Here is a 23,279-nt window from a genome sequence, read left to right as displayed (position 1 = left end):
ATTTAAAGGATAGAAATGATGACATTTTTAAAGAGAATTTGCGTTACATTTGTTGTGCTTTTGCACCTGTTTTTGGCGTTTTTGGTTGATTTTTCATTTCCGCACTACGCAAGCGTGCAGATAACTGGCGGCGACGTAAAACGCATGGACAAAGATGGCATAATAGACGCTAAAAACCCAGCCGACGGCCCTGTAAGAGATGTCTACTTCATCTACACAAAAGATGCGAAAAACGCTGAAAAAGTTATGGCTTATAGAAACGAAGATACGGCGTGGGGCTTTCCATTTTATTTTAAATTTAACTCAGCCGACATCCAAGCCAAGGCTCAAGGCTTTACAAATAGCGATAAAAACGTCACTATCAAATACTACGGATATAGAATTTCTATGCTAAATGAGTTTAGAAACGCCATCTCGATAAAAGATAGCGGCACAAACACCAGCTGGCCTATCGCTAGCTACGTGCTTTACTTTATCTTATTTATCTCGCTTGTTATTTGGATAAGAAAGATAAATAAGGCTTTTACGCCAAAAGTTGAAAATTTAGAGACAAAAAAAGAGGCTCTTTAATGTAGGGGCTTTATCAGCCCTTTTTGTTTATAAAATCAATTAGCCTAACGTCCTCGCTTCTTACGATTAGGCTCTTTGGCAAGTTAAATTTAGCTATCACTTCGCACTCTTTTTCTCTCATTTGCCCATCATCTTTTTCGTGATCGAAGCCTAAGATATGCAGCAAGCCATGTGTGAAAAGTAGCGCAGTTTCGGCATCTTCGCTGTGATTTAGCTCAGCTGCTTTTTCTTTTACCATATCTTTGTTTATGACTACCGAGCCAAGTGGGGCATGGACGATGAGCTCAAGGGGGAAGCTTAAGACGTCAGTGGTTTTATCTATGCCTCGCTCAGATCTGTTTAGCTCTCTCATCTCATCTTTGTTGATGAAAACTAACTCAACTTCACCAGGCGTTAGATATGAGCAAATTTGATCTAAAATTTCAGGATAACTCTCTTCGCAAAGTATCATTTTTGGCTTGTCCTTAGTAAATTTTTGTATAATTTTAGCAAATTTAAAGGGCAAAATATGAAAAAAGCAGTTTGTATAATGAGCGGCGGTATGGATAGCACGCTTTGCGCTGTGATGGCAAAGAGGGCTGGATATGATTTGGTCGCACTTCATTTTGACTACGGACAAAGAACTATGAAGCGAGAAAAGCGCGCGTTTGACGAGATATGTGAGCAACTGGGCGCGGTTAAAAAGATAAATTTAGACGTTAGCTTCATCGCTCAAATAGGCGGAAATTCGCTAACTGATGCGAGCATGCAGATAAGAAAAGATGGCGTTAGCAAGGACGTGCCAAACACCTATGTGCCGTTTAGAAATGGCGTATTTATCTCAATCGCCGCCGCACTTGCCGAAAAAGAGGGGGCGCAGGCGATTTACATAGGCGTGGTAGAGGAGGATAGCTCTGGGTATCCTGACTGCAAAGAGAGCTTTATAAAAAGCATAAATGAGGCGATAAATTTAGGCACGTCGGCTGATTTTTCTTGTGAGATCATCACGCCGCTTGTAAATTTAAGCAAGGCTGATATCGTCTCAAAGTCGCTTGAGCTTAATTCACCAATAGAGCTAACATGGAGCTGCTACGAGAGCGAGGACGAGGCGTGCGGGCTTTGTGATAGCTGCAGGCTAAGGCTAAATGGCTTTAAAAAAGCAAACGCCGTTGATAAAATCCCTTATAAAAAATGAAATTTACCTTGAAATTTAAAAGCTAGCCACTATAAATTTAGCAGCTAGCCTAAAATTTACTCCAAATTTAGCTCGCTTATCTGTTTTGCAAGCTTCTCTTTATACTCAGCCAAAGAGCTTTTGATGATATTTGCATAGTCATTTTGATTTACCAAAAAGTACTCCTCTTTGCGGTTTATGACCGTACTTAGCTCTTTATTATTTACGCTTAAACTGGTGCTTATATCAGCGTTTAGACCAACTTTTACCGCACCAAGCGTCATATAAGTCCAAAGTTTTTCTATTCTTGCATTAACGCTTATCGTATCCTTATCTATCTCATTTTCATTTTTTACGACCAAAAAGCCGTTGCTTCTAAAGGCGTCCTCTATGCGCGCCCTTACTACGCTAGTTGTTCTTTGTTTATTTTCTAAAATGACGTTCCACAGCCCTCTGCCATAGCTATTTCTCATTCTGCCGATGTATTTTTGTTTCTCTTTTGCGCTAACTTCATTTACATTGTGCTTGTATAAAGATGGGGTGCTGGCTTGTTTTGGGTCGTTTTCAAAAGCCCTCACATCTTTGACACTTTCGATGTAAATTTTTGTCTTTTTGCTAATGTTTGAAGGTGCTTGCTCGTCTGGCAAGGTCACAAATATCCCCTTTGGAGCGCAGCCACAAAGCATAAAGGCAGCAAATACCACTAGTAATAAATTTTTCATTTTCATCCTTTTAAATAAATTTCAAATGTAAATCGTTTTTTTTGTAAATTTTATTAACTCTTTGTGCTAAATTTCAAATTTATATTTTGATATCCATAATCATAAAACCTTAAATTTAATAACTAAAATTTAAATTTAAATTTAACTTTTCTTGACTGCTATCAACCAAAATAGCTAGCCACCTAGGATAAAATCCGCTTAAATTTTTAAATTCACAAGGAGAGACAATGAAAGATATGAAGATGTTTTGCCATCAGTGCGAGATGAGCGCTGAGGATGGATGCGGTGCAAAGGGCCAGCCTATGGGCACCTGTGGCAAGAGTGACACGCTAGCACTTTTGCAAGATACGATGGTTTTTGGCTTAAAAGGCCTTAGCGCATACCGCCACCACGCACACGAGCTTGGCGCTGATACTAGCAACGTTGATCGCGTTATGGCTGATACGCTTTATTTCACGCTTACAAACTCAAATTTCAACTTCGATGAGCACATCAAGCAGCTTCTTGAAGTAGGCGGTGCTGGCGTTGAGGTGATGAACCTACTAAGCGAGGCTCACACGGCTAAATTTGGCATCCCAACACCAGTTAGAGTGAGCCAAAACAAGGTCGAGGGCAAGGCGATCTTAGTAAGCGGACACAACCTGCACGCTCTAAAAGCGCTACTTGAGGCGACAAAAGATAAGGGCATCAATATCTACACTCACTCAGAGATGCTCCCAGCTCACGGATACCCAGAACTACGCAAGTACAGCCACCTAAAAGGCAACATCGGCAAGGCGTGGTTTGACCAAACTAAGCTATTTAATGAATTTAAAGGTGCGATACTAATGACAACAAACTGCATCGTGCCACTACGCTCAAACTGCACATACGCTGACAGGCTATTTGGCTACTCGATTGCAGGCACAAACGGCGTAAAACACATCGAAAACGACGACTTCACTCCACTTATCGAGTGCGCACTAGCCTGTGGCGACGTTAGCGGCTTTGATAGCGACGAGAGCCTAGTAACTGGCGGCCACTACAAGACTATCCTAACTTTAGCCCCACAAATTTTAGATGCGATAAACACTGGCAAGATCCGCAGATTTTTCGTGATCGCTGGCTGTGACGCGCCTGGCAAGGGACGCGAGTACTATAGGGAGCTAGCTGCTAGCCTTCCAAAAGACTGCGTGATACTTACTTCAAGCTGTGGTAAATTTAGATTTAACGATATTGACTTTGGCAACGTTCTAGGCACCGAGCTACCACGCTACATCGACCTTGGTCAGTGCAACGACAGCAACGGCGCGGTAAAAATCGCCCTTGCGCTTAGCGAGGCAACAGGCATCGCAGTAAATGACCTACCAGTTTCTATCGTGCTAATGTGGATGGAGCAAAAAGCGGTCATCATCTTGCTAGCGCTATTTAGCCTTGGTATCAAAAATATCAACGTAGGACCTAGCTTACCTAAATTTTTCAATGAAGAGATCATAAATTTCTTAGTGGATAAATTTAACGTTAGACCAATTAGCGGCGACGCTCAAGCTGATCTAAAATACTTCTTAGGTGAGTAAAAAACTGCCAGGGCTTAGGCTCTGGCCCTAAATTTAAAAGAGTCCGCTTTGCTCTTTGCTTTGGCTTAGACTATCAAGCAGATCTTCTTTTTTGCAAAGCACAAGGGCATAGACGAAATTTTGTAGCTCTTTTATCTCGTCTAAATTTTCATAAAAAATGGCGTTTTCAACCTTTAGCGTGCTATCTTTTGGCAGGCAAAATTTAAGCTCGCTTTCGCTGAAATTTCGCCTTAGAAATATGCTTTCAGTCAAAAATAGCTCTTCGTCTTCTTCGGCTATCACCGCTCTAAAACTACTACCAAAACCAACTGGCTTAAAGTCTTTGTCGATAAAGACTGGGTCAAAGTGCGATGAAATTCTACTCTCTGTTACTTTAAAGCCGATATTATTTTTCTTAAGATAGCCAAGAAGTCCGCAAAACATCCCAGCAAAAACCCTTGGGATGCTTAAATTTTGATAGTATTTGTCATCGTAAATGAGCGTTGTAAAAAAGATCGAGCTTGGATTTAGCACGCTTATATTTGTATCAGTCCAGGCCGTCTCGTAAAGTAGCGAGAGCCTTTGAAGTATCCTCGTATCGTCGCTAAAAAATGTGTCAAACAAATTTGCATGGAAAATTTTATAAAAAAGCTCAGTTAAATTTTCAGGTATGACGTGGGCGTTTTTTTCAAGGTGTGACTTCTCTAAAAGCGCTTTTATGAAGGGATTGACCGCGCAAAATTTGATATTTTTGTGGATCGCTTCAAAGCGCATGAGCTTAATGATGGCAGTTTGCAGGCTTGCTACCTTGATAAAGGCTATCTCCTCGTCGCTTGGCGTGACATCCTCTTCACTAATAATAGCGTAGGCGCCTTGCTTTATCGCAGGTGCAATCTGATCGCTTTGCGTGGCGATGAGAGCGTAGCCTCGTTTTATATTTTTAGCCTCAAACGCGAAGCTAGTCACGCTTGAGATGCTTGGGTTATTTAAAATTTGTCCATTTATTATGTGGGTTAAATTTTCTATCGTCATTTAGCCAACGATCGCGCCGTTTTTGACCTTGCCCTGCGTGCCAAGAAGCGTTAGCGAGCCGTCTGATGCGCTTAGGATCATGCCTTGCGAGACATATTTTTTCATCATCGTTCGCTCTTTTAAATTTGCTAAAACGCAAACTTGCTTGCCCACAAGCGAGCTAGGCTCGTAGTATTTGGCGATGCCAGATAAAATTTGACGTGGCTGCTCCTCGCCAAGATCTATCTTAAATTTAAGCAGTTTCTCGCTACCCTCAACTCTCTCACACTCGAGCACTTCGCCTACTTTTATTACGATCTTGGCAAAGTCATCGATGCTAATAATGCCTTCTTCTTTTTTTTCCTCTTTTGGCTCAGCTTTTGGCTCTTCTTTTAGGTCTCTTGCCTCGCCCATTAGCTCTTTTTCTATCCTTGGGAAGAGTGGCTCAGTAGCTTTTGCCACAAAATTTGAAATTTCATTTTTTAATACAAGAGTTTCATAAGAGGCCGTATCTATGCTAAAGCCAAGCGTATCAGCTATCTTAGTGCAAGTTTTTGGCATAGCTGGGCTAAGCAGTATCGCCACTTTTGCAAGTAAATTTGCACAAAGTGCCACAAGTGCGTTTGCTTCGTCACTTTTGCCAGCTTTTACAAGCGACCATGGCTCATACTTCGCAACGGCTGCGTTTGCAAGCGTTACGACCTTCCAAAGATCCTCTAAGTAGCGGTTTGTTGCTAAATTTTCTAAATTTTTTATCGCCTCATCAAGATAGCCCTTCGCCTCATCAAGCTCGGCTTTGTGAAATTTGATCACATCTTTTGAGTCGATCTTGTAGTCGCTATACTTTGCGCTCATGCCTACTATGCGGCTTAGCAAGTTGCCAAGTCCGTTGCCAAGCTCTGAGTTTATGCGCTCGATCAAGGCCTTTTGGCTGTAGTCGCCATCTTGTCCAAACGGCACCTCTCTAAGCAAAAAGTATCTGAAATTTTCAAGTCCATAAGCGTTTGCGACCTCTCTTGGGTTGATGACGTTGCCCTTGCTTTTGCTCATCTTTTCGCCATCTATCGTCCACCAGCCGTGCGCTGCGACGTGTTTTGGCAGTGGCAAGCCAAGGCTCATCAAAAATGCCGGCCAATAAACTGCGTGAAAGCGCAAGATATCCTTGCCAACAATGTGTGTTGTATGCGGCCAAAAGTCCATTCTAGCGTTATCTCTTGAGTATCCTAGTGTTGTTAAGTAGTTTATGAGCGCGTCAAGCCAGACGTACATAACGTGCTTGTCGTCGTTTGCGCTCTTTGGTAGCTTTATGCCCCAGTCAAAGCTCGTTCTTGTCACTGAGAGGTCTTTTAATCCGCCTTTTACAAAGCTTACGACCTCGTTTTTCTTACCCTTTGGGATGACGCAAAGCTCGTCATTTTCATACCATTTTAAAAGAGCGTCTTCATATTTTGAAAGCTTAAAAAAGTAGCTCTCTTCTTTAACTAAAGATGTCACGCGGCCGCAGTCTGGACAGCGGTTGTCCTCAAGCAAGTCTCTTTGGTTGAAAAATGTCTCGCAGCTAACGCAGTAAAAGCCCTCGTACTCGCCCTTGTAGATATCGCCGTTTGCTTGCATCTTTTCAAAGACATTTTGCACGGTTTGCTTATGCTCTTCGTCGGTTGTCCTTATAAAATGGTCGTAGCTTATCTCAAATTCATCCCAAAGCGATCTAAATTTCGCACTGATCTCATCAGCGTACTCTTTTGGCGTCTTGCCTCTAGCGCGAGCTGCTTGCTCGATCTTTTGACCATGCTCGTCTGTGCCAGTCATGAAGTAGGTCTCTTTGCCTTGCAAGCGGTTAAATCTAGCTAGTGTATCAGCGATGATAGTCGTGTAGGCGTGACCGATGTGTGGCACATCATTTACGTAATAAATCGGAGTGGTTATATAAGCTTTTTCTTTCATATTTTTCCTTTAAATTTAAAAATCAAATCCGCCGTCACTGCCGGTGTTGCCTTTTGACATCGAGTTGTAGCAGCTATTTACATACTCTATTCTCGTCTCGCAGTCAAAAAATGCCTCGCAGTTAAAACAGCTTTTGCGACCTTTTTGCTCTTGGCACTCTTGCATAACTTTTGCCTTTTGCTTTAGGGCTAGCTCAAATGCGTCAAGTGGCTCGTTTGCTTGTGTTTCTTGCATTATTTTTGCTCGTAAAATTTATGCAAAAGTGAAATTTCATCACGCGAACCAAAGAAGCATGGCGTAGTTTGGTGAATTTTTTCTATTTTTATATCAAAGAGTGTTTGGTTTTTGCCGTTTGAGGTTGCGCCCTTTGCGTTTTCATATATAAAGGCAAATGGCAACACTTCAAAGACAACCCTTAGCTTGCCATTTGGATGATCGCTCGTTGCTGGGTAGCTAAAAAGACCGCCACCTTTTAGTAAAATTTGATGCAAGTCGCTTACCATCGCACCTGAATATCTTAGCCTGTAGCCCTCGTTAAATAGCTCGTTTATGAAATTTCTATGCGTTTGACTCCAGCCCTTTTGCGTAGCTCCCGTGGCGTTTAGCTTGCCTTTTTCTTTTAGCTCAAGCTCTTTTACAAATTTAAACTCGCCATCTTTGCCAAGCCTATAAAATTTAGGCAAAGCGCCCTTTTTCTCGGCAATTACCAGCTCAAGTCTTGGACCATAGATGCTGTAAGCTGCGGCTATTAAATTTTCTGGTTTTACCTCGTCTTCGTAGATGCCAAAGATCGAACCAACAGCGAAATTTACATCAACTAAGCTTGAGCCATCAAGTGGATCGTAAGCGATGATAAATTTAGCATTTTTATTTATCTCAAGCTCGTCCTCTTTCTCTTCGCTAATTAGCGCTTTTACGCATGAAAGCTGCTTAAATTTAGCCGTGATGATCTCGTCGCTTTTTACATCAAGCTTTAGCTGGGTGTCGCCAGTTGCGTTTTCGTGAGTTGTGTAGCCAAGATCGGCGTATTTTATGACCTCGCTTATCTCTTTTGCGATATCTTTAATGGTGTTAAAAATTTGGTTTAGTTCTTGCATTATACAGCCTTTGCATTTTTGATTATCCACGCACAAATGGCGTCTATATCGTCTAAATTTAGATTTGTTATCTCGTAGGGGATCTGCTTTTTATAAGTGGCGATCGCGTCTGAAAAGCTAAGATAAGCTTCATCGATCTCACCTCTAAAGACGCTTAGTCTTGGCAGTGGCAGTGTCTTTAGCCCCTCAACTAAGAGCATGTCAAACTCGCCGATCATCCTTATGACCTCGTCTATGCCTTGCGAGCTTTGTGAAAAGTAAGTCGTTCTAGTCGGACTCATCACGACTACGTCAGCTCCTGCCTGAGAAAATTTAAAGCTATCCTTGCCTTCAACGTCAAATTTGGCCTTGTCGCCTGGGTCGTGCTTGACTACAACGACCTTTAGCCCGTCATCTATAAATTTTTTTGCGACTTTTAAGATAAGCGTCGTTTTTCCGCTATTTGAAGGGCCAGAAAAAGCAATGGCAAGTCTTTTCATAAGAGCCTTTTTTCGTTAAAATTTCTTGCGATTATAGCTCATATTGGCTTTAAAATTTATGAGTGAAATTTAAAAAATAAAATGCTAAAATGCGAGAAAAATTAATGTTTTAAGAGTTTTTTATGAGAAAATTTACACTATTTTTTATATTTATTTTGATGATATTTGGTTGTGCTGATCAAAAAGTGATCGTGCATGAGCCACTAAAAAATGAGCTTTTAGCCTACACAAGTAAGAGCGAGATCATCGATGGCACCGATAGAACGCTTATAATTGCAACCTATCTAAATCCTATATATAACTCAAATTTAGACGAGAGCAAAGAGCACTTTTTAGTAGCCATAAACCCAAAAGAGCATGCGCAAAATTTGAGCAATATAAAGGTAAATGGCGACTCAAATGCCACAAATGCAAGGCTGCTTGATGAAAGTGACGAGATGCTTAAATTTGCTGGATTTTCTATGCCTTGGGCGGTCTATTATGAAGTGACCGCACCAAGTAAGCAAAGCGACGATCTCGCGCTTAGTTTCGAAATTTATCAGTCAAAGCCGGTTTTGTTAAATTTTCGAAAAGTTGCGAAATCTTTATACTGGAACCATTAAGCGCCCTATAGATCACGTAGTTTGCAAGCACCTTCTTGCCGTAGTTTCTAGTCTCTGCAACAGGTACTAGCTCGATCGATAAAAACGGCTCAAATTTCCCCTCTTTAAACATATCTTCTCTTGTGATGACTTTTTTTGTAAAGCCGATACCGCCGTTATATGCGTATGCGGTAAAGAGCGGATGAAAAAGAAATTTATCAAGGTAGTTTAGATGGTGATTTGCAAATTTAAAGGCGACATCTGTTTTAAAAAGATCGTCCTGGTCAAAATTTGGAATTTTTAGCTCTTTTTTACCGATCGCATTTGCAAGAAATGGCATAAACTGCATCATGCCAAGGGCGTATGAGGTTGAGACAACACTTGGGATAAAGAGGCTCTCTTGCCTTGCAAGTGCGTAGATCATCGACTTTCGCTCGGTGCTGATGCCCTCAAGCTCTGGTGAGCTTGGCATCAAAAAGTACTGCTTCTCCCAGCCATGCGCTTTTTGCATGAAGTATGCATATGCGCCGATACTTTCGTTTGTGTAAAATCTCATCGCAAATTCGCTTGCCTGCGTGGCGTTCATATCCTTTGCAAGGGACGTGGTTTTGTTCCATAAAAATGGATCGCTTACATCAAAATTTTCGATATTTTGCTTGCTAGGCCTTGGCACGATCACTTCAAGCGGTTCGCCACCGACCAAATCTCTTGCGTAAAGTGAGTAGATATTTGCATCTTTGCTAGCACTTAGCTCTTTTAAAAAGCTCTCATCGCCGCTTAGCTCATACTGCCAAAAGGTTGCATTGTCCCTTTGCCAAGCCCTATCAAAGGTATTTTTAGCTCTTGTGAAAAAACTAAATGCAACGTCATTTTGACTAAGCAAGATAGCGTTTAGTCCAAGCGTAAATGCGTCGCTTTTTTCAGTGACAGCTGGATCTATGCTAAGTAAATTTCTTCTAAAGCTTTCATATTTTTTATTAAACACGACATCGTTTAATAAATTTGTAAAGCCCTTTTGCATGTAGAGCTTGTTCATAAAATTTGCTTCAAAGCTTGCGCTAAAAAGGGCATTTTTACTTTGTGGGTTTGAAGCGTTAAAAAGCTCTAAAAAGCTCTTTGTATCGTTTGCACTTGCAAAGCTAAGAGCAGGATTTGCCTCGTTTAAAGTGCGTAAAATCCTAGCTTTTTCCGGGTTTGTGCTTGCAAGATTTGCCGCTAAAATTTCACGAGTTTTGCTATCAAGCTTTAGAGAAAAACTCATCGTTGTTAGTAAATTTTGGCAAGCCAAGCTAGCACTTGTGATGTTGCTTGCGTTTATGCCAGGACATTTGCTAGGGGCTGCTTTTGGAGGTAAAATTTTATTGATTGATTTTTGAACTAAGCCACTTTTTCTAAAAACGTCGCGTGAAAGCTCAGCTATCTGCTCTTTTGTGTAGCTACCTTCGTTGATGAGGCGGTTTATATAGTAGTCTTTTGCAAGGCTTTTTGGCTCTTTTTTTAGCTCCTCGTAGGTGTAAATTTTAGCTAAAAGAGCAACGCAGGCTAAAGAGAGGATACTAAAGTGACGCAGCAAAAACAAATAAAAGCCTTATTAGAAATTGACTTAAAAATTGAAGTGCCAAAAGCACGATGAGTGGGGCAAAGTCGATGCCGTTAAATTCTGTTTTTATATAGCGTCTAATGAAGCTATAAATAGGATCAGTCAGTCTGTAAAGTAGTTGCACGATCGGCGAGCTAGGATCAGGCTTGACCCAGCTAACAAGCGCTGCTGCGATGACGACCCAAGTATAGACATTGACGATGATGCTTAAGATGTTTGCGATCGCTGTAAATAGTGTCGAAAGTATCATTTTTGCTCCTAGATTAAAATTTTGCCTAGATCATCTTTGATGAGCGGATAGAGCTCACTTAGCTCAGGGCCATGAAGGTCGTTTGTAAGAAGCGCACGTAGCGGCATGAAAAAGTTTTTACCTTTTAAATTTGTAGCGCTCATAAGCTCTTTTTTAAACTCATCAAATGTTTCGCACGCTTTTAAATTACGAGCTGCTTCTTTTATGATCTCAAATTCGTTTTTATACTCATCTGGAGCTATTTTTGGTGAGTAAATAGCCTCAACTTTTGCCTTTATCTCAGGCACTAGCGAGCTTTCTTGAGTGTAAAATTTAACCAGCTCAACCTTGCTCTCATCCACGCCAAAGATCTCTTTTATGCGCTCTTTTGAGGCAAGTTTGATGTGTTCTCTATTTATCTGTTCAAGCTTTTTCACGTCAAATCTAGCGGGTGAGCGTGAAATTTTAGTTATATCAAACCACTTCACTGCCTCTTCTATCGTAAAAATTTCAGTTGGAGTTTTGTTGCCAAGAAGTATCAGATAGTTTGCGATCGCCTCAGGCAAAAAACCCTGCTCAAAGAGCCATTTTACGCTTGATTCGTTCTCGCGTTTGCTCATTTTTTTGCCCTCTATATTTAAAAGGATAGGCAAATGCGCGTAGTTCATCTTGCCAGTGTAGCCAAGCCCCTCGCGTATGAGGTCTTGCTTTGGTGTGTTGCTCACATGATCCTCGCCGCGTATGACAAAGGTCACGCCTTCTAGCATATCATCAATCGCGCAGGCGAAGTTATAAGTTGGAGTCTTATCCGCTCTCATGATGACAAAGCTATCAACTGCGTCTGGCTCGAAGCTTAGCTCGCCTTTGATCGCATCTGTAAAGCTCATCGTGCGTGTTGGTTTTTTCATGCGGATAACAAATGGCTTCTCGCAGTTTAAAACTTCAGCGTCGCTTAGCCTCTCGCAGGTGCCGTCATATCTATATGCCACGCCTTGCTCTTTTGCTTTTTGCTTTTTAGCTTCTAGCTCTTCTTCAGTGCAAAAGCAAGCAAAGGCTTTTTTGTCGATGAGAAGCTTTGATGCAAGCTGTCTGTGGAATTTTAAATTTTCACTTTGGATGTAAATTTGCTCTGGTTTTATGCCAAATTTGCTTAAAATTTCTAAGATATCTTTCTCTTTTCCCTCTATATTTCGCTCTTTGTCGGTATCTTCTATGCGTAAAATAAAGCCACTTTTATCTTGCAAAGAACAAATATAGTTGAAAATAGCAGCACGTAAATTTCCTATGTGCATATCTCCTGTTGGAGAGGGTGCAAAACGATACATAAGCTCATTCCTTACGTTAAATTTGAAGTTTGGATTATAACACTAGCTTGATAAATTTAAAGTTATGTAATTTTAAATTTTTAGGCTAAGCAAAGCATAGTTTTTATAAAATCCGCACGAAAATTTAACTATTTATAGGAGAAAGCAATGAGTTTTATCAGTGAATTTAAAGAATTTGCGATGCGCGGAAATGTCATAGATATGGCAGTTGGTGTTGTTATCGGTGGAGCATTTGGAAAGATTGTCTCATCACTAGTTGGCGATATTATCATGCCAGTAGTTGGCGCTATAACAGGCGGTGTAAATTTCACTGATCTTAAGCTAACACTAAAAGAAGCAGTAGAAGGCGCGCCAGCTGTTACGATAAACTATGGCTCATTTATACAAACAATGGTTGATTTCTTAATCATTGCGTTTTGTATTTTTTGCGTCATCAAAGCTTTAAATACACTTAAAAATAAACTACCAAAAGAAGAAGAGGCAGCTCCTGCAGAGCCTGAAACTCCAGCTGATATAGCAATTCTGACTGAGATCAGAGACCTTCTAAAAAAATAATTTCTTTAATCAAAGGGAGAAAGCTCCCTTTGAAATCCGTTAAATTTTGTCCTATTTTTTATGCTAAAATGCTTTTTCATCTTAAAAGCGAGTAAAATATGATAGAACAAATCCCATTTTTCCAAGGCCTTGACGCAGAGGACTTAGCCAAACTTGAAGCAATCAGTGTTGTTAAAAAATACAAAAAAGGCGAGTTTTTATTTATAGAAGGCGAGGAGCCAAAGTGGCTTACGTTTTTGATAACTGGCTCAGTTAAGCTTTATAAAACTACGGCAAATGGCAAGGAAATTTTTATCCATCAGCTTGCACCTATGAATTTTGTAGCTGAAGTTGTAAATTTTGAAAATATCCCTTATCCAGCAAGCGCCATTTTTACTATCTCTGGCGAGGTTTTAAAGATAAATTATGAAAAATTTGAATCACAATTTTTAACAAAGCCAGAAATTTGCATGAAATTTCTAAAATCAATGGCTCAAAAGATAAGAATAACAACAAATTTACTCCACCAAGAACTAATACTAAGCTCCGAAGAGAAGGTGGCTAGGTTCATTTTAAATCACGAAGATCTATTTAATGAGCTAAAGCATACAAAAATTTCATCAATACTTAATATGACTCCAGAAACTTTTTCGAGAATTTTAAATAAATTTAAAACAAATGGTTTAGTCAAACTTGATGAGAAGAACCAAATTCTAGAAAAAAATGTAGGTGGGCTACAAGAAATTTATTCTTATTGAAAGTTAATATCAAATAAATATTTTCATTTACTTAAAGAAAAAATTTATATATTTTTGGATAGTATTCGTCTAAAATTTTCGTAAAAATTTACGATATATTGATAAATTCAGGAGGAAATTTTGGCTGAAGTTAAGAAGAAATTTTTTGTTTGGTCATCTGTGATAATAGGCATCGTAATCGGCCTTATCGCTTCTATGGGCATAGCTGATGCACTTCACGCGACTGGTAGCGGCTACATCTGTACCATTTGCCACACGATGGATCCTATGAATGCTGCATATCATGAAGACGCGCACGGCGGCAATAACAAGCTTGGCATAAAAGCTGAATGTTCAGCCTGTCACCTAAATCATACAAGTGCCTATACCTATGTGCTTACAAAACTTAAAGTATCGATAAATGATGGCTATAAGACATTTTTTACAGATACAGACAAGATCGACTGGCGTAAAAAACGCGAGCATGCATCTCACTTTGTCTATGATAGTGGTTGTATGACTTGCCACTCAAATTTAAAAAATGTTATTCAAGCTGGTAAATCATTCTTGCCACATAGAGATTATTTCGTTCTTGGAAATCCTAATAAAAAATCATGTGTTGACTGCCACGAGCATGTTGGTCACAAGAATTTAGGACTACAAATCGATAAATTTGAAGCAATTAAAAAACAAGAAAACAATAAAACCAAGTAAGGAGGAGAGATGTTTAAAAAGTCGCTAATGTTATTAGCCTGTCTAATGTCTTTTGGCTTTGCCGCAAACATGGATGCAAATAAATCTGACGCTTTAAACCTTAATGTTGTAAAAAACATTAAAGTTGCTCACAAAATGTCAGACTTATCAAAAAGCTGTGTTGAGTGCCACGCTAAAGAGACACCCGGCATAGTTGCCGATTGGAAAAATAGTCGCCACGCTCACGTTGGCGTAAGTTGTATGGATTGCCACTCTGTAAATGCAGATAATCCTATGGCTTCAGTTAAGGTGCATCCAAAAGATTCTAACAACCATGTTTCAATGCTAGTTAGCCCAAAAACTTGTGCTAAGTGTCACGAAAATGAGGTTGAAGAATCTGTTAAGAGTGGTCACGCAAGAGGTGCTATGCAAATGTATGCTAACCCTGCGATGGTAAAACTAATGTATCACTATGAAGGTATGGATCATCCAGAATACAAAATGGCTCCAGACGCTACTGGTTGTACACAGTGCCACGGAACCGTCATCAAACTAGACGCTGATCACAAACCTACAAAAGAGACTTGGCCAAACTACGGTATAGGTAATGTTTATCCTGATGGTGGCGTAGGTAACTGTAAATCATGCCACAGCGCACACACATTTAGCATAGCTGAAGCTAGAAAACCAGCTGCTTGTGCATCTTGCCACCTTGGACCTGATCACCCAGATATCGAGATCTTTAACAACTCAATGCACGGACATATCTATAATAGCGAAGCTCACAAATGGAATTTTGATGCTGCTCCTGATACATGGGATGTACCAGACTTTAGAGCTCCAACTTGTGCAGCTTGCCACATGAGTGGTGTTGGTGAAACAACAACAACTCACAATGTTTCAAGAAGACTAAAATGGAACCTATGGGGCGTCAGCAGTAAGCTAAGAACAGCTGGTGATGAACAAGCTGCTGTTGTTTACGAAAAAACTGGCAAACTAACCATAGGAACGCCACTTGCAGGTCATCCAAATGGACCAGAAGCAGCAAGAGCTGAGATGAAGCTAGTTTGTAAAGCTTGCCATACATCAACTCATACAGATAACTTCTTCATTATGGGTGATAAGCAAGTAGAGCTTTATAACGTTTATAGCGCTGAAGCAACTAAGATGCTTGAAGAGTTGAAAGCTAAAAACCTACTACTAGAAGATGCTTGGTCAGATGAATTCCAAGATGTCTATTATCATATGTGGCACCATGAAGGTCGTCGTATGAGACAAGGCGCTCTAATGGGTGGCCCTGACTACTCACACTGGCATGGTGTATTCGAAGTTAAAAATGATATAAGAAAACTTCGCAAGATCTACAAAAAAAGAATGGAATCTGGTAAAGTAGAGTAATGCTTTTTAAGGTGGGAGTTTTTCCCACCTTTTTATTTTTAAATTCCAAAATTTTATCTTTTAGTTATTATCCTAAAGCAAATACCTTTTAACAACCGTTTCTGTAAATTTAAATTATAAAATCAATAAAATCTATAATGTAAATTTAAAAATATAAAATATAATCTTTGTTTTCAAGGAGATATTTTGGGACTTTTTCGGATCATTATTGGGGCATTTATCTTTAGTGTTTTTACAAATTTATACTCATATAAACGTTTTATAAAAAAGGTATCTTTTTTTGCCCCACACCTTAAAAAAATTCGCATATTCTTCTACATTATTAGTGCGCTTGAGTTTGTCTTTGTTCTTCAACTAAGATTTTCTTTTTTAAATATAGAGCTATATCTGATAGCAGGGACGCTCATTGGCTTTTCACTATTTTTATTTGGTGTTAGTTTGTTTTATGATGTTGTTAGATCTATTTGTTCAAAAGCTCATTTTAATCCCACAAGACGAAAATTTATTAAATTTTGCTTTGATGTGACATTTGTTGTTTTTATAGTTGCTTGCTTTTTAAAAGGAATTTTTAATGCACTTACTCCGCCAAAAATTAGACAAATTAGTATAAAAATAAAAAATTTACAAAATGATCTAAAAATAGCCATGATAACAGATGTGCATATTGGTGAGTTTTTGCAAAAGGACTTTGTGGCTGAGCTTGTGAAAGAGATAAATTTAGCTAGACCAGACCTGGTGGTGATAGTTGGCGACTTGGTTGATATGAGAGCTGAGCTTATAGGTGATTTTTTAGATCCATTAAAAAATCTTAAAAGCACCTATGGCACTTTTTATGTCCCTGGCAATCACGAATACTACCACGGAGTTGATGGGATATTAGAAAAAATTCGCGCTCTAGGCATTAGGGTGCTTGGCAATAAAAATGAAAAAATAGCTGGTATAAATTTGGCAGGGGTTTATGATCTAGCTGGCATAAGATTTAAAAATTTAGAGCCAAATTTAGATGAAGCGCTAGCAGGATGCGACCCAAATTTGCCGACCATCCTACTCTCTCATCAGCCAAAATTTATAAAAACTATGCAAAAAGATGTCGATCTAGTCCTTTGTGGTCACACGCATGCTGGACAAATTTTCCCTTTTAGCCTCTTAGTTTTGCTGGATCAAGGTTTTTTACATGGGCTTTATAAGATTAATGATAAAATGCAAGCTTATGTTAGTAGTGGCGCAGGATTTTGGGGACCTCCAGTTAGGATCTTTGCTCCAAGTGAGATCGCTATTTTAAATTTAAGCAAGGAATAAAATGAACAAGGACAATCTCTTTTCTCAAATTTTTGGTAAAGTTGCAAAATTAAATTTTTTCAAACCGCTTCAAGAGCTCATCAACTCCTTTTACGTAAAGCTTTTTAAGATCGATATGAGTGAGTTTAAGCCGGCAAATGAGTATAAAAATTTAAACGAGCTTTTTACCAGAGAGCTTATAAAACCAAGGGAATTTGACGCAGCAGACGAGATATTTATTAGCCCAGTTGATGGCACCTGCCTTAGTTTTGGTAGCACAAGCGAGCTAAAAGCCTTTAGTATAAAGGGCATGAGCTACGGCGTGAAGGAGCTTTTGGGGCAGGGCGAGCTTGAAGGCGAGTTTGACTTTGCAAACATCTATCTTAGCCCAAGAGACTACCATCATTATCATGCACCTTGCGACATTACGATAAAAAAAGCGGTCTATATCCCTGGTAAGCTTTACAGTGTGGCAGTAAAATGGCTTGGCAAGGTCGATAGCCTTTATACTAAAAACGAGCGTGTGGCGCTACTTTGCGAGATGAAAAATGGCAAAAAACTTTGGCTAGTCTTCGTTGGTGCGCTAAACGTTGGCAAGATGAAATTTAGCTTTGATGAGCGCATTCAAACAAATGCGATGGCAAATTTTACGCAAATTTATGAGTATGAAAATTTACATATCAAAAAGGGTGAGCGCCTTGGAAATTTCGAGCTTGGCTCAACTATCGTCATACTTAGCGAAAAAGATGCGATCGAGTACAATCTCTTTGAAAACAAAGAGCTTAAATTTGCTGAAGCTATAGGTAGGATCAGAGAAATATAAATTTACAGCCAATTTAAAAACTTGGTTTAAACTTATTAATAAAACAAAAAGTGTTTGGTGTTTTTGTAAAAACGCATAAATTTAGAAAAACATTTTTTGATACTTGCATAATATTTTAAGTGATATTTATAAGATGATGCAAAATGTTTTTAGCTCATAAATTTTTTATGACCGTCTATGATATCTGCAAATTTACTTAAAAAAGCTAGGAGGAGGTGCTGTATTTGCCTATATCCAGAGGGCACTTTATTGTGTAACTTTACTTTTTTCTTGTATTTCAAAACAAGAAATGTATATAAATTAAGCGTGTTCTTTTGTTATTTATTTAGAGCTAATTTTATATTTTGATTTTAGGATTAAAGCTGGCGTAAGATATCATATATCGGCCAGCTTTATTTAAGAGGTTCTTACTCCCACTCGATATGTCCATTGATTTTATTTTATATAAATGGCATAAAATCAAGGTTTTTGTTATCGGATTTAGCCTTATTATCCATTTTATTTCTGTTTATCCGATTTTTTTGCAAGCATATTGCAAGCATAAAACTATTCCTTAATTTTCCAATAATCCAACTTGTTAGAACATACTTGCTTTATATATCCATTTTCCCTAAAAATCCAATATTATTTTTAATAGCCACAGTTAGAAATAAATGAATAAAGAAATGGAAAAGTAAGTTTTTCTATGAAATTACAGAATAATTGTTTTAAAATTTTCTTTTAGTTTTGTGCAAATAAACTGTTTCTCTAAATTTTTACTAACGCTTAAATATTCAATAATATCATTCATAAAAGATATATTATAAGTTGTATGAAGTCCCTCGGTAAAGGGTGCATCGCTTTCAAGGAGTATTCTATCTATTGGAATCATATCAATAATAGTTCTCCCATTTTTACTCTTTATCATTTGTTGATTTATGGAGAAAAAATAACCTCTCGATATTGCAATTTTTAAATTACTTAAATTACCAGTGTACCAATGCAATATTACTTTTCCCTCAAATCCATCAAGAATTTTCAAACAGTCATTTTCTGCCTTTCTTGTATGAACACTTATTATCTTTTTGTTATCAGCTTTACATAAATCAACAATTTTTTTAAATACTTCTTTTTGCTTATCTACATTTTCTATATTTTGGGCAGAATAATCTAACCCAATTTCTCCAATATAACGTGTCGTTTTAATATATTTTTCAAAAATATTAATTTGAGCATAATATTGTGCGGCCAACTCTGGATGAAAACCTAATGCTAATCTTACATATTTATAATCCCAATTCTCGGCATAGTATTTCCTATACAAATCTGGTAGGTTGGTTACTGCAAGAGTATAAGACTTCTTATCTTCAATATATTTCAAAACTTCATATTTATTTTTGTATAGGTCAAAGTGCATATGCATATCCATATAAAAGTTAGTCATCCAATTCCTCCAAATATGTTTTTAATTCCTCCATACCTCTAATATACAGATTTGCATAATCTTCAATATTATTCTCTATAGAGCCACTAGATTGAATTGTCATAAAAGCGTATTTAGGATTAAATTTTCTTAATCCTAAACGATACGAATTTAAACAAGTTCTAGAAACCTTGCCTCCATTAAATTTATTATCCCTATATGAACTTTGATCTATAATGCCTGCACGCACGATTGCTGCTTGTCTTATTACGCACGGTAAACAGTAACCACAATGCCTAGCTTCCTTTTCTTTTTGCATTCTACCATTATCCGGATGTGAACAGGACATAGTATTATCCAAATTTTCTCTAACAAAAGATTGATTTTTGCAGTTCAACAACATTTCACCTTTTGTTTTAAATTGATACGGATTAACTAACGTTACTTTTAATTCAATTAAATCTAACAACTTTTGAAACAAGCCCATATAATGTGGGTGTGTTGTTCTTGTGCTACTTGTACCTATTCGAGAAAATGTGCTAGGAATATTTAATGAAATAAAACCATTTTCTGGTATAACCAAATGAACTTTCTTTCTCAAACATGATGCAACTGCTAATGCGTGAGAGAAAAACATGAAGGAACGTGTTCTTGTAGTATCTTCAATACCTGACACAACCTTTGCATAATACTGATGGAAATCTCTTAATTCTAATGAATACTGATTAATAAACTTTTCTTTAAGAATATCTTGAAATTCCTTTGTTCCTTTCCCGCCACCATAATGGCTCACAAATAATGTTTTATCACTATTACTTTCCAACAAATCTATTGCACCAATAAACGAATCCATTCCGCCTGAAAACATACAAATTTGATCATAACTTTTTATTTTTTGCTTTGATTTTTCCCATTTATTGTTGTTTATCTTTTCCTCTTCAGATTGCTCTCTTCTTCTAAAAATAAAAGTCCATTTATCGCCGCTTAAAAAATTCAACATTTCCTCAAGTGTTGATTTTGCATTTTGCCACATATCATATTCTAAAATAGGCATGTATATAGAGAATTCTCTACTCCATCCATCATGCACATCTTTTCTTAAACATAATCTATCCGCCGCAAAAACAGCCATAGAAATGTAAAGCAAATCTAACGCTTGTTGACTGTACCAATACGGTAACTTGTTTTTATTCTTCCAAAATGTATATGAAAAAGAATTGGAGTCGAAAAAATCAACATTTATTGCTTGTTCATCAACTTCAAAAGTATCTGTTTTATTTATGTGACAAACTATTTTCATAAGATTCCCTCCATAACTTTCAAACAGCATTCATGCATATCTCTAATCGTAGACGAAATATTTTTATTTATTATATTACCTTGCTTATTAAACTCAACATCTACAATTCCCATAATCATATCTTTAAATTCGCATTCCGTAGCATATGAATCATCTGCATTTGTTATATACATTTCTAAACGACTACCTAAGTCTTTCATCATTGTAATCCAAATATATGCACCAACGTATTCTTTTAAGGCTTCATGCATTAATTCAATTGACATATTATTTAGAGAGTCTATATCCATCGAATTATTTTCAACATAATCAAATACTTTAGATAGAGCTGCTTGTGTAGCTTCCTTAGCCACAATATCTTCTTTAGTGCTTGAATTAGGTGCAATTACATCTACTAACCTAGAAAAAATCGCCTCTACAGATTTACCTTCGTATTCAATTCCGAGATTTTTAAAAGTTACCTTCACGCCATTAGTGACAATACCATTAAAAAAGTTCCCCAGATTTCCTCCAGCTTTCCTTCCAGAGTATGACTGTGAAGCCAAACTTCTAGCTCCACCAGCTGCTTTAACATATTGTCTTGCTATATGTTTTGCGGAACTGTATGTACCACCACTCTTTACAAACTTTGACATATCTGACTTAACTGTCTTCCATTTAACTGGTTCCGTTACATCAGTGTCTTCATCTTGATTAGGGTTATAATCTTCTGGTAACAAGGGATTTCTATCATTCCTACCATTAAAAATACTTGATGTTCCCATAAGCCCCTCCTCTTATACTATTTTTCTAACAGTTTTTCTATTCCAATTTTTAAGCCTTGTTTGTTCTTATCCCATTGAGATGCTATCTCTAAAATTTCTACTTTCTTATTCATTTTATTTGCATATTCAGCTATATAACTTATACAACCAAGATTAATTTGCGAGCCACTAAGTGATTGTAAATAACTGAGAGTATCATTGGTTAACTCAGTTCTTTGCTGTGCAAACAGTAGAAATGATTTCATCAATTCTTTGGCTATTGTTGTTTCAGATATCATGGAAGAATTCATAGCCTCAAGAATTGCAGCCGCATCAGCATCTGATATATTTGCAACAGATTTAATTGCTTGTTGAATTTTAACGTCTGATTTTGAAAGAAGTTGTTCCAATATTTCTTGGGCTTCTGGTGAAAGAAAAGATGATATACGACTAATTTTTTCATCCAATGAGGTTCTTGTAAAATAAAAATATGTATTGAGGTTTTCATCAGATAATTTAGGATCTATTTTACACCAATTTAAAAACCAATTATCTTCTCTCCAAATTTTTAACTTATCGCTATTCTCTGGTGTACCATTCTCGAATAGTGTTAATTCTTTACTTAAACTATTATCCGCTGCCATCTCTGCTATTTTATTGAAAATTCTTGGTTTTATATATTCCAACATCATTATCTTTGCAAGAATTTTTCTATCCAATTTCTTATTCTTATAAGATGCCATTTGCAATCTCATATACATGGAATTCAAGAAGCGTTTACACTGACGAGGGTTTCCATGCAATCCATTAGATAAAACAAATGCCAGCTGATTTGCAATAGAAAGTGATTCTATAATATTTGAATAAATATCTTTTTTATCTGAAAATAAAGTTATAATTGATTCGATCTTAAATCTCTCGAAATCCTCTTTTTTCTTCTCAACTATCCATGATAGAGCCTTTTGAAAATTTTCTTCCGATAATTCCGACTGTAAAAGTAAACATGCAATATAAATTTCCACCTCATCTGCATTTAATTGTGGGATGCGAATAGGATATTGTATTAATTTCTCAAGATATTCTTTCCCAATATCAATCTGAATGCCTTCTATATCTCTAAATTTACTTTTAACTGCATACGAAATATGACGTTCATCAGCACCAATAACGAAAGCAACTTTTCCATTAAAAAGAAATAATTTTATTGCTTCAAGCGTTTCTAAAATAGTATCTGGTCTACATCTATCCAACTCATCTATAAAAACAACTAAACGACTAATTTTTGTTTCTTCTAGCAAAGATGCAAATGCTTTTTGAAATTTTCTAATATCCTCACGTAACTCTTTGTTATTTAATTCGCTTTCAATACTAGATTTAATTTTTTCTAAATCACTGACTTCTATTTTTTCTTGACCATATTTCAAGACCTGATTCATTGTTATGTCAAGCAAAGAGCCAATCCCTCCTGTCACTAAAAAATCAGTTCCATATTTCAATGCACCTTTTACCAATTTAAATTTATCAACACTTTTATATAACCCTTTAATAATTTCTTGTGCCTTTTTAGTTAAGTGTGTTTCTTTACTAATCTCATCAAGAATAGTACCTAATATCGCCGTTTTTGCGTCTTCATAATTTTCAAATAGCCAACCATTAAATACTAAACATTTAATTTTTTCATCTCCCTTAATCAAACGCTCTTTGCACATATACATCAAGCTTGACTTTCCACTCCCCCATTCACCGTATACTCCAATACTCGCTGGTAAAAGAGAATCATCTGTGATGATACTTTGAAGCGTTTGTATTAAGTAATCGTAGTCAAGAAAATCCAGTTCGGTTTCACTATCTTTCCACATAAAACGCCTCCCTAATCTATACATTCCACAATTTCAGATATATCACAGTTAAGTTCTTCACATATTTTTAATAATACATCTGTCGTTACATTTTCGTCTTTCTTTAACTTATAAAACGTACTTCTACTAATTCCTGTTTTATTGATTAAATCTTTATGCTTTATATCTTTGTCTATCAATAATTTCCACAATTTTTTATAACTAAATTTCATCTTTATAACCCCTATTAAAATCATTATTTAGATTTATAGTTCATTATATCATAC

The 23,279-nt window shown here is 37.3% G+C and carries 25 protein-coding genes; 10 read left to right on the top strand and 15 right to left on the bottom strand.

What is annotated here, in order from left to right:
- Positions 1–15 precede the first annotated feature (15 nt).
- Positions 16–570: a DUF1523 family protein gene (locus CVT08_RS07465; RefSeq protein WP_107856058.1), complete on the top strand. Its 555-nt coding sequence runs from the start codon at positions 16–18 to the stop codon at positions 568–570.
- Between the two features lie 13 nt (positions 571–583).
- On the opposite strand, the gene ybeY is transcribed toward CVT08_RS07465, so the two are convergent.
- Positions 584–1,021: an rRNA maturation RNase YbeY gene (gene ybeY, locus CVT08_RS07460; RefSeq protein WP_107856057.1), complete on the bottom strand. Its 438-nt coding sequence runs from the start codon at positions 1,019–1,021 to the stop codon at positions 584–586.
- 24 nt (positions 1,022–1,045) lie between these two features.
- On the opposite strand from ybeY, the gene queC reads away from it, so the two are divergent.
- Positions 1,046–1,744 carry a 7-cyano-7-deazaguanine synthase QueC gene (gene queC / locus CVT08_RS07455; RefSeq protein ID WP_107856056.1) on the top strand — a complete coding sequence of 233 codons (699 nt, stop codon included), beginning with the start codon at positions 1,046–1,048 and terminating at the stop codon, positions 1,742–1,744.
- A gap of 56 nt (positions 1,745–1,800) precedes the next feature.
- On the opposite strand, the gene CVT08_RS07450 is transcribed toward queC, so the two are convergent.
- Positions 1,801–2,445: a flagellar biosynthesis protein gene (locus CVT08_RS07450; RefSeq protein ID WP_107856055.1), complete on the bottom strand. Its 645-nt coding sequence runs from the start codon at positions 2,443–2,445 to the stop codon at positions 1,801–1,803.
- 227 nt (positions 2,446–2,672) lie between these two features.
- On the opposite strand from CVT08_RS07450, the gene hcp reads away from it, so the two are divergent.
- Positions 2,673–4,001 carry a hydroxylamine reductase gene (gene hcp, locus CVT08_RS07445; protein WP_107856054.1) on the top strand — a complete coding sequence of 443 codons (1,329 nt, stop codon included), beginning with the start codon at positions 2,673–2,675 and terminating at the stop codon, positions 3,999–4,001.
- A 33-nt stretch (positions 4,002–4,034) separates the two neighbouring features.
- Here hcp and CVT08_RS07440 read toward each other — a convergent pair whose 3' ends face one another.
- The 5 genes from CVT08_RS07440 to mobB are packed head-to-tail and all read right to left on the bottom strand — an operon-like array spanning position 4,035 to position 8,511.
- Positions 4,035–5,012: a ferrochelatase gene (locus CVT08_RS07440; protein ID WP_107856053.1), complete on the bottom strand. Its 978-nt coding sequence runs from the start codon at positions 5,010–5,012 to the stop codon at positions 4,035–4,037.
- A complete protein-coding gene (gene metG, locus CVT08_RS07435) occupies positions 5,013–6,935 on the bottom strand; it encodes a methionine--tRNA ligase (RefSeq protein WP_107856052.1) in 1,923 nt (640 codons plus the stop codon).
- A 15-nt stretch (positions 6,936–6,950) separates the two neighbouring features.
- Positions 6,951–7,169 (bottom strand): hypothetical protein, encoded by a 219-nt coding sequence (locus CVT08_RS07430; RefSeq protein WP_103636528.1) that lies wholly within the window; start codon positions 7,167–7,169, stop codon positions 6,951–6,953.
- Entirely contained in the window at positions 7,169–8,032 is an 864-nt protein-coding gene (locus tag CVT08_RS07425; protein WP_002940090.1) for a class 1 fructose-bisphosphatase, read from the bottom strand. Before CVT08_RS07425 ends, CVT08_RS07430 begins: the two co-directional genes overlap by 1 nt.
- Positions 8,032–8,511, bottom strand: a complete 480-nt coding sequence (gene mobB / locus CVT08_RS07420; protein ID WP_021092954.1) for a molybdopterin-guanine dinucleotide biosynthesis protein B — start codon at positions 8,509–8,511, stop codon at positions 8,032–8,034. Before mobB ends, CVT08_RS07425 begins: the two co-directional genes overlap by 1 nt.
- Positions 8,512–8,633: 122 nt before the next feature.
- Here mobB and CVT08_RS07415 point away from each other — a divergent pair, with 122 nt between their 5' ends.
- Positions 8,634–9,113, top strand: a complete 480-nt coding sequence (locus tag CVT08_RS07415) for a hypothetical protein (protein ID WP_035145228.1) — start codon at positions 8,634–8,636, stop codon at positions 9,111–9,113.
- Here CVT08_RS07415 and CVT08_RS07410 read toward each other — a convergent pair.
- From CVT08_RS07410 to gltX, 3 genes are read right to left on the bottom strand one after another with little or no spacing between them, the layout of a single operon-like run.
- The gene (locus tag CVT08_RS07410) at positions 9,034–10,671 is read right to left on the bottom strand and encodes a lytic transglycosylase domain-containing protein (protein WP_107856051.1); all 1,638 of its coding nucleotides are present in this window, start codon (positions 10,669–10,671) and stop codon (positions 9,034–9,036) included. The genes CVT08_RS07415 and CVT08_RS07410 overlap by 80 nt on opposite strands.
- Positions 10,649–10,942 carry a YggT family protein gene (locus tag CVT08_RS07405; RefSeq protein WP_107856050.1) on the bottom strand — a complete coding sequence of 98 codons (294 nt, stop codon included), beginning with the start codon at positions 10,940–10,942 and terminating at the stop codon, positions 10,649–10,651. Before CVT08_RS07405 ends, CVT08_RS07410 begins: the two co-directional genes overlap by 23 nt.
- An 8-nt stretch (positions 10,943–10,950) precedes the next feature.
- The gene (gltX, locus tag CVT08_RS07400) at positions 10,951–12,246 is read right to left on the bottom strand and encodes a glutamate--tRNA ligase (protein WP_107856049.1); all 1,296 of its coding nucleotides are present in this window, start codon (positions 12,244–12,246) and stop codon (positions 10,951–10,953) included.
- Between the two features lie 147 nt (positions 12,247–12,393).
- Between gltX and mscL the strand changes: the two genes are divergently transcribed.
- The 6 genes from mscL to CVT08_RS07370 all read left to right on the top strand — a co-directional run bounded on the left by mscL (position 12,394) and on the right by CVT08_RS07370 (position 17,709).
- Complete coding sequence (mscL, locus tag CVT08_RS07395) at positions 12,394–12,801, top strand: large-conductance mechanosensitive channel protein MscL (protein ID WP_107856048.1); 408 nt, start codon at positions 12,394–12,396, stop codon at positions 12,799–12,801.
- A 98-nt stretch (positions 12,802–12,899) separates the two neighbouring features.
- On the top strand, positions 12,900–13,538 hold the full coding sequence (locus CVT08_RS07390; RefSeq protein ID WP_107856047.1) for a Crp/Fnr family transcriptional regulator: 639 nt from the start codon (positions 12,900–12,902) through the stop codon (positions 13,536–13,538).
- 120 nt (positions 13,539–13,658) lie between these two features.
- Positions 13,659–14,231 (top strand): cytochrome c3 family protein, encoded by a 573-nt coding sequence (locus CVT08_RS07385; protein WP_087581080.1) that lies wholly within the window; start codon positions 13,659–13,661, stop codon positions 14,229–14,231.
- Between the two features lie 9 nt (positions 14,232–14,240).
- Positions 14,241–15,608, top strand: a complete 1,368-nt coding sequence (locus tag CVT08_RS07380) for a multiheme c-type cytochrome (protein ID WP_107856046.1) — start codon at positions 14,241–14,243, stop codon at positions 15,606–15,608.
- 186 nt (positions 15,609–15,794) lie between these two features.
- Entirely contained in the window at positions 15,795–16,907 is a 1,113-nt protein-coding gene (locus CVT08_RS07375) for a metallophosphoesterase (RefSeq protein WP_107856045.1), read from the top strand.
- Position 16,908: 1 nt separating this feature from the next.
- A complete protein-coding gene (locus CVT08_RS07370) occupies positions 16,909–17,709 on the top strand; it encodes a phosphatidylserine decarboxylase (protein ID WP_107856044.1) in 801 nt (266 codons plus the stop codon).
- Between the two features lie 691 nt (positions 17,710–18,400).
- On the opposite strand, the gene qatD is transcribed toward CVT08_RS07370, so the two are convergent.
- From qatD to CVT08_RS07345, 5 genes are read right to left on the bottom strand one after another with little or no spacing between them, the layout of a single operon-like run.
- Positions 18,401–19,132, bottom strand: a complete 732-nt coding sequence (gene qatD, locus CVT08_RS07365; protein WP_107856043.1) for a Qat anti-phage system TatD family nuclease QatD — start codon at positions 19,130–19,132, stop codon at positions 18,401–18,403.
- A complete protein-coding gene (gene qatC / locus CVT08_RS07360; RefSeq protein ID WP_107856042.1) occupies positions 19,125–20,411 on the bottom strand; it encodes a Qat anti-phage system QueC-like protein QatC in 1,287 nt (428 codons plus the stop codon). The genes qatD and qatC overlap by 8 nt, the downstream gene beginning before the upstream one ends.
- Positions 20,408–21,175 (bottom strand): hypothetical protein, encoded by a 768-nt coding sequence (locus CVT08_RS07355; RefSeq protein WP_046159430.1) that lies wholly within the window; start codon positions 21,173–21,175, stop codon positions 20,408–20,410. The genes qatC and CVT08_RS07355 overlap by 4 nt, the downstream gene beginning before the upstream one ends.
- A 17-nt stretch (positions 21,176–21,192) precedes the next feature.
- Entirely contained in the window at positions 21,193–23,013 is a 1,821-nt protein-coding gene (locus tag CVT08_RS07350) for a KAP family P-loop NTPase fold protein (RefSeq protein ID WP_107856041.1), read from the bottom strand.
- A gap of 11 nt (positions 23,014–23,024) precedes the next feature.
- A complete protein-coding gene (locus tag CVT08_RS07345) occupies positions 23,025–23,225 on the bottom strand; it encodes a helix-turn-helix domain-containing protein (protein ID WP_107856040.1) in 201 nt (66 codons plus the stop codon).
- Positions 23,226–23,279: the final 54 nt, after the last annotated feature.

Origin of the sequence: Campylobacter concisus (assembly GCF_003048835.2) — a bacterium.
GTDB lineage: Bacteria > Campylobacterota > Campylobacteria > Campylobacterales > Campylobacteraceae > Campylobacter_A > Campylobacter_A concisus_D.
Note: the sequence above shows the minus strand (reverse complement) of the source record. Positions and strands in the feature narration are given on the sequence as shown.

Bases quoted from the DNA above. Each gene is read 5' to 3' on its own strand.
- metG (WP_107856052.1), bottom strand. From the start codon at position 6,935: ATGAAAGAAAAAGCTTATATAACCACTCCGATTTATTACGTAAATGAT.
- CVT08_RS07440 (WP_107856053.1), bottom strand. From the start codon at position 5,012: ATGACGATAGAAAATTTAACCCACATAATAAATGGACAAATTTTAAAT.
- ybeY (WP_107856057.1), bottom strand. From the start codon at position 1,021: ATGATACTTTGCGAAGAGAGTTATCCTGAAATTTTAGATCAAATTTGC.
- CVT08_RS07430 (WP_103636528.1), bottom strand. From the start codon at position 7,169: ATGCAAGAAACACAAGCAAACGAGCCACTTGACGCATTTGAGCTAGCC.
- mobB (WP_021092954.1), bottom strand. From the start codon at position 8,511: ATGAAAAGACTTGCCATTGCTTTTTCTGGCCCTTCAAATAGCGGAAAA.
- CVT08_RS07450 (WP_107856055.1), bottom strand. From the start codon at position 2,445: ATGAAAAATTTATTACTAGTGGTATTTGCTGCCTTTATGCTTTGTGGC.
- CVT08_RS07345 (WP_107856040.1), bottom strand. From the start codon at position 23,225: ATGAAATTTAGTTATAAAAAATTGTGGAAATTATTGATAGACAAAGAT.
- qatD (WP_107856043.1), bottom strand. From the start codon at position 19,132: ATGACTAACTTTTATATGGATATGCATATGCACTTTGACCTATACAAA.
- CVT08_RS07350 (WP_107856041.1), bottom strand. From the start codon at position 23,013: ATGTGGAAAGATAGTGAAACCGAACTGGATTTTCTTGACTACGATTAC.
- CVT08_RS07425 (WP_002940090.1), bottom strand. From the start codon at position 8,032: ATGCAAGAACTAAACCAAATTTTTAACACCATTAAAGATATCGCAAAA.
- CVT08_RS07405 (WP_107856050.1), bottom strand. From the start codon at position 10,942: ATGATACTTTCGACACTATTTACAGCGATCGCAAACATCTTAAGCATC.
- CVT08_RS07465 (WP_107856058.1), top strand. From the start codon at position 16: ATGATGACATTTTTAAAGAGAATTTGCGTTACATTTGTTGTGCTTTTG.
- gltX (WP_107856049.1), bottom strand. From the start codon at position 12,246: ATGTATCGTTTTGCACCCTCTCCAACAGGAGATATGCACATAGGAAAT.
- CVT08_RS07370 (WP_107856044.1), top strand. From the start codon at position 16,909: ATGAACAAGGACAATCTCTTTTCTCAAATTTTTGGTAAAGTTGCAAAA.
- qatC (WP_107856042.1), bottom strand. From the start codon at position 20,411: ATGAAAATAGTTTGTCACATAAATAAAACAGATACTTTTGAAGTTGAT.
- CVT08_RS07355 (WP_046159430.1), bottom strand. From the start codon at position 21,175: ATGGGAACATCAAGTATTTTTAATGGTAGGAATGATAGAAATCCCTTG.
- CVT08_RS07380 (WP_107856046.1), top strand. From the start codon at position 14,241: ATGTTTAAAAAGTCGCTAATGTTATTAGCCTGTCTAATGTCTTTTGGC.
- CVT08_RS07415 (WP_035145228.1), top strand. From the start codon at position 8,634: ATGAGAAAATTTACACTATTTTTTATATTTATTTTGATGATATTTGGT.
- CVT08_RS07390 (WP_107856047.1), top strand. From the start codon at position 12,900: ATGATAGAACAAATCCCATTTTTCCAAGGCCTTGACGCAGAGGACTTA.
- hcp (WP_107856054.1), top strand. From the start codon at position 2,673: ATGAAAGATATGAAGATGTTTTGCCATCAGTGCGAGATGAGCGCTGAG.
- mscL (WP_107856048.1), top strand. From the start codon at position 12,394: ATGAGTTTTATCAGTGAATTTAAAGAATTTGCGATGCGCGGAAATGTC.